The organism is Streptomyces sp. 150FB (genome assembly GCF_000818195.1).
Classification (GTDB): Bacteria; Actinomycetota; Actinomycetes; order Streptomycetales; family Streptomycetaceae; genus Streptomyces.
In genome coordinates this window covers 7,453,567-7,463,690 of record NZ_JTHL01000001.1, presented here as the reverse complement: position 1 = coordinate 7,463,690, position 10,124 = coordinate 7,453,567, and the positions used below count along the sequence as shown (strand labels likewise).

General features: G+C 71.0%; 11 protein-coding genes. 5 read left to right on the top strand and 6 right to left on the bottom strand.

Annotated features, from left to right (window positions below; all coding sequences use genetic code 11):
- A partial coding sequence (locus QR77_RS31990) for an ROK family protein (protein WP_078877908.1) occupies window positions 1-870 on the top strand: 870 nt, incomplete at its 5' end.
- Window positions 871-896: 26 nt separating this feature from the next.
- On the opposite strand, the gene QR77_RS31985 is transcribed toward QR77_RS31990, so the two are convergent.
- The 5 genes from QR77_RS31985 to QR77_RS31965 are packed head-to-tail and all read right to left on the bottom strand — an operon-like array spanning window position 897 to window position 6,067.
- Window positions 897-1,805 carry an ATP-binding cassette domain-containing protein gene (locus QR77_RS31985; protein WP_078877405.1) on the bottom strand — a complete coding sequence of 303 codons (909 nt, stop codon included), beginning with the start codon at window positions 1,803-1,805 and terminating at the stop codon, window positions 897-899.
- Window positions 1,802-2,599 carry an ABC transporter ATP-binding protein gene (locus QR77_RS31980; RefSeq protein WP_052489201.1) on the bottom strand — a complete coding sequence of 266 codons (798 nt, stop codon included), beginning with the start codon at window positions 2,597-2,599 and terminating at the stop codon, window positions 1,802-1,804. Before QR77_RS31980 ends, QR77_RS31985 begins: the two co-directional genes overlap by 4 nt.
- On the bottom strand, window positions 2,596-3,507 hold the full coding sequence (locus QR77_RS31975; RefSeq protein WP_040025526.1) for an ABC transporter permease: 912 nt from the start codon (window positions 3,505-3,507) through the stop codon (window positions 2,596-2,598). The genes QR77_RS31980 and QR77_RS31975 overlap by 4 nt, the downstream gene beginning before the upstream one ends.
- Complete coding sequence (locus tag QR77_RS31970; protein ID WP_040025524.1) at window positions 3,504-4,496, bottom strand: ABC transporter permease; 993 nt, start codon at window positions 4,494-4,496, stop codon at window positions 3,504-3,506. Before QR77_RS31970 ends, QR77_RS31975 begins: the two co-directional genes overlap by 4 nt.
- Window positions 4,493-6,067 carry an ABC transporter substrate-binding protein gene (locus QR77_RS31965; RefSeq protein WP_052489200.1) on the bottom strand — a complete coding sequence of 525 codons (1,575 nt, stop codon included), beginning with the start codon at window positions 6,065-6,067 and terminating at the stop codon, window positions 4,493-4,495. The genes QR77_RS31970 and QR77_RS31965 overlap by 4 nt, the downstream gene beginning before the upstream one ends.
- A gap of 54 nt (window positions 6,068-6,121) precedes the next feature.
- Here QR77_RS31965 and QR77_RS31960 point away from each other — a divergent pair, with 54 nt between their 5' ends.
- Window positions 6,122-6,967, top strand: coding sequence for an IclR family transcriptional regulator (locus QR77_RS31960; RefSeq protein WP_040025521.1), 846 nt, complete (start codon window positions 6,122-6,124; stop codon window positions 6,965-6,967).
- On the top strand, window positions 6,964-8,073 hold the full coding sequence (locus QR77_RS31955) for a serine hydrolase domain-containing protein (RefSeq protein ID WP_078877403.1): 1,110 nt from the start codon (window positions 6,964-6,966) through the stop codon (window positions 8,071-8,073). Before QR77_RS31960 ends, QR77_RS31955 begins: the two co-directional genes overlap by 4 nt.
- Window positions 8,074-8,079: 6 nt before the next feature.
- Here the strand turns inward: QR77_RS31955 and QR77_RS31950 are convergent, their stop codons facing one another.
- Window positions 8,080-8,610, bottom strand: coding sequence for a MarR family transcriptional regulator (locus QR77_RS31950; protein WP_150130470.1), 531 nt, complete (start codon window positions 8,608-8,610; stop codon window positions 8,080-8,082).
- A 153-nt stretch (window positions 8,611-8,763) separates the two neighbouring features.
- Here QR77_RS31950 and QR77_RS31945 point away from each other — a divergent pair, with 153 nt between their 5' ends.
- Together QR77_RS31945 and QR77_RS47045 are read left to right on the top strand one after the other, a co-directional pair.
- A complete protein-coding gene (locus QR77_RS31945; RefSeq protein WP_040025520.1) occupies window positions 8,764-8,958 on the top strand; it encodes a ferredoxin in 195 nt (64 codons plus the stop codon).
- 101 nt (window positions 8,959-9,059) lie between these two features.
- Window positions 9,060-10,124 (top strand): cytochrome P450 (locus tag QR77_RS47045; RefSeq protein WP_052489198.1); only part of this gene is annotated, 1,065 nt, incomplete at its 3' end.

The following is a 10,124-nucleotide window of genomic DNA, read 5'->3' as shown; positions in this document are numbered from 1 at the left end:
GAGCTGGTGCCTGGCCGGGCCCGTGCCGCCGTACTGACCATGTCGGGCGCCGTGCTGGCGCGCGCCGAGGCCTCGTACGACGCGGCGACGGCGACGCCCGCCGACATCGACGCGGCGCTCGCGCTGGCGGCCCGGGTCTTCGCCGGGCACGAGCCGCAGGGGATCGGGGTGGCCGCCGCGGGTCTCGTCGATCCGGAGGCGGGCCTGATCACCGAGGTCAACGATGTGCCGGCGCTGCGCGGCTATCCGGTCACCGAGCGGTTGCGGGCGCTGACCGGGGTGCCGGTACGGGTGGAGCACCGGGCGCGGCTCCAGGTGCTCGGCGATCGCTGGTTCGGTGCCGGGCGCGGCCGGCGTACGTTCGCCTCGGTGTCGACCGGTGAGGTGCTCGGCGTGGGCATCCTGTACGACGGCGATGTGCTCGCCCCGCCGGGCGGCCGCAGCGGCGCCCATATGACGGTGTCGGCCAGTGGCGATCCGTGCACCTGCGGCAGCTGTGGCTGCTGGAAGACCGTGGCGACCACCCGCTGGCTGCGCGCCCGGGCGCTGGCCGCCGGTCTCGGGGCCGGGATGTCGCTGGGCGCGCTGGTGGAGCGCGGCGGCGGTCCGGCCGGGCGGGTGGTGGCGGAGTACGCGGAGAATCTCGCCCTGGGTCTGGTGAACGTGCAGCAGCTCTTCGCGCCCGGCCTGTTCGTGCTGCACGGTGAGGCGCGCGAGGGCGGTGAGCGGTTCCGTACGATCGTGGAGGAGCGGCTGCGCTCCGACTCCGCCTCCGCGGGGGCGGAGCGGCCCCGGGTGCTGGTGAGCGGCGCGGCCGTGGACGATGTGGCGCTGCTCGGCGGCGCCGGGCTCGTCCTCTCCCACCTGTAGCAGCGGGCGGTCCGGTCTCCGGGTGGTCATCGGGTCCCGCCGCTCGTCAGCGGGGCTCGGCCGGGACCCCGGCGGGCCTTGCGCGGATCGGGTATCGGTACGGCGTCCAGGAGCTGGCGTGTGTACGGATGCTTCGGGTCGCCGAACACCTGGCCCGCGTCGCCCACTTCGACGAGCCGCCCTTCGCGCATCACGGCGACCCGGTCGGCGACCTGCCGCACGACGGCGAGGTTGTGCGAGACGAAGACATACGTCAGCCCGAGCCGCTGCTGGAGTTCCGCCAGCAGGTCGAGGATCCGGGCCTGTACGGAGACGTCCAGCGCGCTGGTCGGTTCGTCGAGCACCACCAGCCGGGGTTCGAGGGCCAGAGCGCGCGCGATCGAGACGCGCTGGCGCTGGCCGCCGGAGAATTCGTGCGGGTAGCGGTCCTGGATCCCGGCGTCGAGGCCGACGGATTCGAGCAGTTCGCCGACGTGTTCCCTCGTACGGGCCCTCCCGCGCCGGCCACGGGCCGCCGGATCGTGGGTGATCAGCGGTTCAGCGACGATGTCGGTGATGCGCATCCGGGGGTTCATGCTGGAGTAGGGGTCCTGGAGGACGACCTGCATCTGGCGGCGTACGCGGCGCAGTTCGGCCGGTGGAAGCGTGCCGAGGTCCTGCCCGTCGAAGCGCACACTGCCCGAGGTGGGTTCGAGCAGTCGGAGCAGCAGCCGGGTCAGCGTGGTCTTGCCGCACCCCGACTCGCCGACGAGCGCGAGGGTTTCGCCCTCCCGCACGGTGAGGGAGACACCGTCCACCGCCACGCTGCCGTGCCTGCCGCCGAACTCCTTGCGCAGGTCGGCCAGTTCGAGCAGCGGCGTACCGGTTCCGGTCGTAGTTCCGGGCGTTCCGGTTGTTCCAGGTGTTCCAGGTGTTCCGGGCGTTCCGGTCGTCATGCCGACTCCAATCGCGGGGTGGCGGCGAGCAGCCGGCGGGTGTAGTCGTCGGCCGGGTGGTCGAAGATGTCGAGGACGTCGCCGCTCTCCACGACGGTGCCTTCGTTCATGACGACCACACGATCGGCGGTCTCGGCGACCACCCCGAGGTCGTGGGTGATCAGTACGACGGCCATGCCGTGTTTCTGCTGGAGCGCGACGAGGAGGTCGAGGATCTGACGCTGCACGGTGACGTCGAGCGCGGTGGTCGGCTCGTCGGCGATGAGCAGCCGCGGCCGTCCCACCAGCGCTGTCGCGATCATCACGCGCTGGCGCAGGCCGCCGGAGAGTTCGTGCGGGTACTGCCGGTAGCGCAGCTCGGGGTCGGGGATGCCGACCTCGTCCAGCGCGGCGAGCGCCGCTTCCTTCGCCGAGGCCCGGGAGACGTCTCCGTGGTGCCTGAGCACCTCGGCGACCTGCGCTCCGACGCGCTGGAGCGGGTCGAGGCTGGTCATCGGGTCCTGGAAGACCATCGCGATGTCGTGGCCCCTGATCCGGCCGAGTTCCCTCTCGGAGAGGGTGAGCAGGTCGCGCCCGTCGAAGAGGACGCGGCCGCCGGCGTAGACGCAAGGGGGCGCGGGGTTGAGCCGGAGCACGGAGAGCGCCGTGGCGGTCTTCCCGCTGCCCGACTCCCCTACGACGGCGAGGGTTTCGCCTTCGGAGACCTGGAGGCTGACGCCTTTGACGGCGTGCACGGTGGAGGTGTCGAGACGGAAGTCGACGCTGAGGCCGTCGATTTCGAGGAGGGGCTTCATCGGCGGTACGCCTTCGGGTCCGCGACGTCCCGCAGGGCGTCGCCGGTGATGTTGATGGCGAGGGAGGTGAGCATGAGCGCGATGCCGGGGAAGACGGCGACCCACCAGGAGGTGCCCAGGTAGAGCTGGCCGTCGGCGAGCATCGAGCCCCAGGTGACGGTCTCCTTGGGAACACCGAGCCCGAGATAGCTCAGGGAGGCCTCGGCGACGATCGCGGCGGCGATGTGCAGGGTGCCGATGGTGGCGAGCGGGGCCATCACGTTGGGCAGCAGGTGGCGGCGCATGATGGCGCCGTCGGTGACGCCGATGGCGCGTGCCTCGGTGATGAAGTCCCGTGAGCGCAGCGACATCACCTCGGAGCGGACGACGCGTGCGTACGAGACCCAGCCGGTGAAGCCGAGGACGAGGATGACGTACCAGAGTCCCGAGCCGAGGAAGCCGACGATGGCCAGCGCCAGCAGGATGGCGGGGAAGGCGAGTTGTACGTCGGCGAGCCGCATCAGGACCCGGTCGAGCCAGCCGCCGAAGTAGCCGGAGGCGAGGCCCACCGCGGTGCCGATCACACCGGCGAGCAGGGCGGCTCCGGCGCCGACGAGCAGCGAGACCCTGGTCCCGTAGATGACACGCGAGAGCATGTCGCGGCCGAGCTGGTCGGTGCCGAGCGGGTGGGCGCCGCTGCCGCCGCTCTGCCAGGCGGGCGGTTTCAGCCGGAGCAGCAGGTCCTGCGCGTTCGGGTCGTACGGGGCGATGAGCGGCGCGAAGAGCGCGGCGATCAGCAGGATCAGGAGTACGGCGAGCGCGACGACGGCGAGCTTGTTGCGCAGCAGCGTACGCAGCGCGGCCGAGCTGCCGCGCGCGGGGGCGCGGGTGGGGGCCGGAGCGGAAACGGCCGGTGAAGTGACGGTCATCGGGACGTCCTCACCCTCGGGTCGAGGAAGCTGTAGGAGAGGTCGACCAGCAGGTTCACCACGACGAAGGTGGCCGCGAAGAACAGCACGGTGGCCTGCACCAGGGGGAAGTCGCGGTTGGAGATGGCCTCGATGGTGAGCTGTCCGACCCCGGGCCAGGAGAAGACCTGTTCGGTGAGGATCGCGCCCCCGAGCAGGCTGCCGATCTCCAGGCCGACGACGGTGACCACCGGCAGCGAGGCGTTGCGCAGGCCGTGGGTGAGGACCACCTTCACGGGGCCGAAGCCCTTGGCCCTCGCGGTGCGGATGTGGTCGGAGGAGAGCACGTCGATCAGTGAGGAGCGCAGCAGGCGTGAGACGACGGCGACGGAGTAGATGGCAAGGGTGACGGCGGGGAGCACCAGGTTGGCGAAGGTGCCGTAGCCGGAGGCGGGCAGGGCGTGCAGGCCGACGGCGAAGACCAGGATCAGCAGGATGCCGACCCAGAACGGCGGGGTGGACTGGCCGAGCAGTACGCCGGTCATCACGGCCCGGTCCGAGGAGCGGCCCCGGCGCATCGCGGCGAAGATGCCCGCGGGGACGGCGATGACGAGGGTCACCACCAGGGCGGCGGCGGCGAGTTCGAGGGTGGCGGGCAGCCGGTCGGCCAGGATGTGGCTGACGGGCTGGTTGTAGACGAGGGAGTTGCCGAAGTCGAGGCGGGGCAGGCCCCAGAGGAAGTCGGCGTACTGGGTGAACAGCGGCCGGTTCAGGCCGAGCGAGGCGCGCAGTACGGCTTCCTGGTGGCTGGTGGCGTCCGGCGGGAGGAGCTGTTTGACGGGGTCGCCGGAGAGCCGGACCAGGAAGAAGGAGACGGTCGCCGTACAGAGCAGGACGAGCAGGGCGGTGCCGAGCCGGATGAGGACGGCGCGCAGCAGCCGCGCTCCCCCGCCGGTGCGGCGGTCGCCTTCCGTCCTGACCCGGGGTGGCTGGAGGGTGAGATCGCTCATCGGGTGACCTCCGCGCTTTCCATGTCCAGGACGCCGGCGGAGCCGGGGGTCCAGCGGGGCCGTTCGTTGCGGGCGATGATGTTGTCGACCTGGTAGAGGAAGACGAAGGGGGCCTCGACGCGCATCAGCCGCTGGAGGTCCGAGAAGGCCTGCTGCCGTTTGGCCGTGTCGCCGGAGAGTTCTTCGATGTCGATGAGTTTGTCGGCCTCTTTGGAGTGCCACCGGCTCTGCCGGCGGTCGCTGCGTACGTTCGACTGGACCATGGACTCGCCGTCCAGCGTCCAGACGGTGCTGGCCGCGAGGTACATGGGGCCGAGCGCGCCGTGGTTGTCCGAGGTGAGCCGGTCCGAGTAGGTACCGGGGTCGATCAGGTCGACGCGGGCGTCCACCCCGGCCTTGGCGAGCAGTCCGGAGAGTGCTTCCGCCACATTGGAGTCGATGTTGGAGGCGGTGAGCGTGGTGGAGAAGCCGTGCGGGTAGCCGGCTTCGGCGAGCAGTCGGCGCGCGGTCGCCACGGAGCGGGTGAACGGCTTGACGGACGGGTCGAATCCGAAGGCTCCGCGCGGGATGAGCGCGGAGGTCTCGGTGGCCTTGCCGCCGAGGACGGCTTTGATCAACAGGGGTACGTCGACGGCGTGGTTGAGGGCCTGGCGTACCCGCCGGTCCCGCAACGGGCCTTTGTCCAGGGTGTTGAGCGAGAGGTACGACGTACGGATGCCGGTGTAGCCGTCCAGCTTCACGCCGCCGTAGCCGTCGAGTTGCTGCGCGGCGTCGGGGGTGAGTCCGGCGACCAGGTCCACGCCGCCGCTCTGGAGGGCGGCGAGCGAGGTCGAGGGGTTGGGGGTCGGGCTGAAGACGAGTTCGTCGACGCTGGGGCGTCCTTCCCAGTGCTTCGGGTAGGCCCGCATGCGCAGTTCGTGGTCCTGCTGCCAGTGGACGAAGGTGAAGGGGCCTGTGCCGACGGGGTGGTTGGCGAATCCGGTGTCGCCGACCTCGGCCAGGTAGCGCGGCGGGACCACCACACCGCCGAAGAGGGACAGCTTGTCGGGCAGGATCGGGTCGTGCAGCGAGGTGTGCAGGTCGACCGTGAGCGGGTCGACGACGGAGACGCTCTTCACGTAACGCAGCTCCACGATCGGCGACTTGGTCGCCGGGTTGAGCAGCCGCTCGATGCTGAACTTCACCGCTGCCGCGTCACACGGCTCACCGTTGTGGAAGGTCACTCCGGGGCGTAGCCGGAACCGCCAGGTGAGCGGGGTTGTCGCGGTCCAGGAGAGGGCGAGCCTCGGGTGCAGCTTGTTGTCCCTGCCCCGGGTGGTGAGGGTGTCGAACATATTGATCAGGGCGTTCATCGACGTCATGTCGCCCTGTTTCTGCGGGTCCATGGTCACCGGGTCCCCCGGCTGGGAGACCCGCAGGACATTGCCGGCGCTGCTCGCCGGGTCCGTGCCGCACCCCGTGAGGAGCGCCGGGGCGGCAAGGGCGGGGACGATCAGGCCGCCGAGCCGCAGGACGTCGCGGCGGCGCATACGGCCCCGGTCCACGAGGCGCCCATGACGTATTCGTTCCATTGAACAACACATCCGTTCCGGCAGATGGAATGCGGTTGGGTTAAGCTAAGCGACATGTCGAAAGCGGTCAACACCCGATCGATCGAGGAAGAGCCCGCGAAGGGCCCCGTCGACAAGGCGATGGAGGTGCTGGAAGCGCTCGTACAGGCAGGCGGGCCACACCGGTTGGGCGATATCGCGCGGCGTACGGGACTCACCAAACCGACCGTCCACCGCCATTTGAGAACGATGGCCGAGTACGGCTTCGCCGAGCCCGCCGAGGGCGGCAGCTACCGGGTGGGACCCCGGCTGCTCGGTCTCGCCGCCGCCGCGCTGGGCGACGGCAGGGACATCCTTCTCGCCCGGCCCGCCCTCGCGGACCTGCGCCGGCGGACCGGGCATGTCGCGCACTACGCCGTACGGCACGCGCACGACGCCGTGTATCTCGACCAGTCGGAGCCGGCCCGCGAGTACCGGATGAGCGCGCGGCCCGGCGACCGGACGCCGCTGTTCTGCAGCGGCGTCGGGCTGGCGATGCTCTCCGCGCTGCCGGCCGGAGAGCGCGACGCGCTGCTCGGCACGGCCGCGCTCGACGCGCGTACGCCGCACACCCTCACCGAACCGGCGGCGCTGCGCGCGGTGCTGGCGGAGGCGGCCCGGCGCGGTTACGCGGTCGAGGACGAGTACGACGAGACGGACGTACGGTCGGTGGCGGCGCCCGTCGTCGACGGCGAGGGCCGGGTGGTGGGCGCGATCGGCATCTCGGGGCTGACGTTCACCCTGGACGCGGCGAGTGTGGAGACGTACGGGCCGATGGTGCGCGCCGCCGCACGTACGGTCTCGGCCGGGCTCGGTGCCCGTACACCGGCCCTGGGTCTGGTCGGTGGCACCGAGACGGTGGCGGGCGGTGGTCGCGCGTGAGCGGCATCGCCGAACTGCTCGCCGCCGGACGTGAGCGGCGGGTGTACTCCGGGGCCGCGTGGTCGGTCGGAACGGCCGCCGGACCCGAACACCGGGGGTGGACCGGCACCCGCTCGTGGGACGGTCCCGCCCTGGACGGCGACGAGTTGTGGGACCTGGCGTCGGTGACCAAACCGATCGTGGGCCTCGCCGTGATGGCGCTCGCCGAACAGGGCGTCCTCTCGCTCGACGGGCACGTCGGCGACCACCTGCCGGAGTACCGGGGCGGCGACAAGGCGAACCTGACGCTCCGTCAACTCCTCACCCACACCTCGGGAATCCCCGGACAGGTACCGCTCTACCGCGACCATCCCACCCGCGCCTCCCTGCTGGAGGCGATACGGGTACTGCCGCTGACGGCGGAGCCCGGCACCCGCGTCCAGTACTCCTCGCAGGGCTTCATCCTGCTCGGGCTGATCGCCGAGGCCGCGAGCGGACATCCACTGGACGAGCTGGTGGAGCGGCTGGTGTGCGCGCCGCTCGGGATGCGGAGCACCGTCTTCAACCCCGACGAGCGCGGACGCGCCAGGGCCGTGGCCACCGAGGACTGTCCGTGGCGCGGCCGGACAGTGGTCGGCGAGGTGCACGACGAGAACGCTGTGGTGCTCGGCGGAATCGGCGGCCACGCGGGCCTGTTCGCCCCGCTCGCCGACATGGAGCTGCTGGGCGCCGCGCTCGCGGGCGGCGGCCGGGGCCTGCTGCGCCCCGACACGTTCGCCACGATGACGGCGGGCCACACGGACCACCTGGCGCTGCGGCGCGGGCTCGCCTGGCAGGGCCAGGACCCCGTCGGCTCCCCTGTCGGCGGGTCGTTCGGCCCCCGGGCGTACGGGCACACCGGTTTCACCGGCACCAGTGTCTGGGTCGACCCGGCGACGGGGCGCTATGCCGTACTGCTGACGAACCGGGTGCATCCGACGCGGGAGGGAGACGGCATCGCGGCCGTACGCCACGCCTTCCACGACGCGGCGGCCGCGCTCCCCGCCACGGCGGGAGACGGCGTGGCGAGGGACGCGGGAAGCGACTCGGGGAGCGGCTCAAGGAGCAGCTCGGGGAGCGGCGGCTGAGCGTCTTCAGGCAGGGCCCGCACCGCCGCCTCCGGCTTCACCGCCCGGGTCCCCGGGGCCCGTTGTCCCCCCGGGGTTCCAGCCGCGGGGGCCGCCGATGCGCCGCAGGACATCGACCGCCGCACGGATCTCCTCGGCGGAAACGTCGGCGAGACTCTCGTCCAGCAGGCTGTGCATAGTGATGTCGACGCGCAGGAGCACATCCCTGCCCCGCCGGGTCGGCGTCACCCTCTGCACCCTGCGGTCGCCCTCCTCCAGGACACGCTCCACCAGGCCCTGCCGCTCCAACTCCTTGACCTGGCGCGTCACATGCGGATGCCGTACGTCCAGCCGGTCGGCCAACTCACCGACCCGCAGCGGAACACCGTCGTTCACCAGCACACGCAGCAGCGCGAGACCGGGACGGTCGATGGACATACCGGCCATCGCGGTCAGTCGCTCATGGGCGCGCGTTCGCGTCAGGCTGTACGCCAGCGCGCTCAGCACCGAGCGCAACTCGGAGATGCTGTCGGCCCGGGATTCTGGAGTTCTTTCCACGCAGGCATCATGCCGAACCTCCGCACGATTCCGGCCAACCTGACCCCAGAAAAGATGTGTACCTGTTGCATCCAACTTCCACTGGATGTATCAAGTACTTAGGTTACGTAACGTCTTGGGCGATGCCCCGACGAGCAGCACAGGGAGAACCACATGCGTATCGAGATCGACCAGGACAAGTGCTGCGCCGCCGGCCAGTGCGTACTGGCGGCCGACGACCTCTTCGACCAACGGGACGAGGACGGTGTCGTGGTGCTGCTCGAAGCCACCCCGCCGGAGGCTGCCCTCGACCGCGCGCGCGAGGCGGCGGCGCTCTGCCCCGCCGCAGCCATCGACGTCCACGTCTGAGCCCCGACCGCGCGAAGAGCCTGGACCGCGCGAATGCCCCAACCGGGCGAACAGCACGCGAAGCAACCGGACCACCCCCACCTCTGTCTGGAGTACGCGTCATGACCGAGACGGCCATTCCCGAGACGACCGTTCCTGATTTCCCCTTCCGCCGCGCCACCGGCTGCCCGTTCGACCCGCCCCCGAAATACGCCGAGCTGCGCGAAGCCGAGCCCTTCAGCTCCGTACGGATCTGGAACGGCCAGACCGCCTGGCTGGTCTCCCGCTACGCCGACCAGCGGACCATCCTCGCCGACCCGCGCTTCAGTTCCGACGTCACCAAGCCGGGGCATCCTTCCCAGAGCGCGGGCACGAAAGCCAGGCGCCTGACGGTCGACCCGCCCTTCATCGTCCAGGACGACCCCGACCACAACCGCACCCGGCGCATGTTCACCGCGCACTTCACGGTCAAGCGCGTGGCGTCGATGGTGCCGAGGCTCCAGCAGATCATCGACGGCCTGCTCGACGAGATGGAGGCGGCGGGCCCGCCGGCCGACCTCGTCGAGAGCTTCGCCCTGCCGATGCCCTCGCTGGTGATCAGCGAACTGCTCGGCGTACCGGCCGAGGACCGGGGGCTCTTCCAGCGCACCGCCCGCACGCTGATCGCCATGAACTCCGACGTCGAAGCCGTCCTGACGGCCAACGACGAACTGGCCGCCTATCTGGGCGACTTGGTGGACTCCAAGAACAAGGAGCCGGGCGACGACCTGCTCAGCTCGCTGATCGTGGAGCGGATGCGCACCGGTGAGATCAACCGGGGCCAGCTCGTGCAGAACGCGATCCTGCTGCTGATCGCAGGCCACGAGACCACGGCCAACATGACGGCGCTCGGCACCCTGGCGCTGCTGCGCAACCCCGAGCAGCTCGCGGTCGTACGCGACACGGACGATCCGGGCCGAGTCGCCCTCGCCGTCGAGGAGTTGCTGCGCTACCTCACCATCGTCCACACCGGCCGCCGGCGGGTGGCGACCGAGGACGTCGAGGTGGCGGGACACCTCGTACGCGCCGGCGAGGGGGTCAGTCCTCGTGACGGACTCGGCGAACCGCGACCCCGAGGCCTTCCCCGACGCCGACCGCCTCGACATCGACCGTCCGGGAGTGCGCAGGCACATGGCCTTCGGCCACGG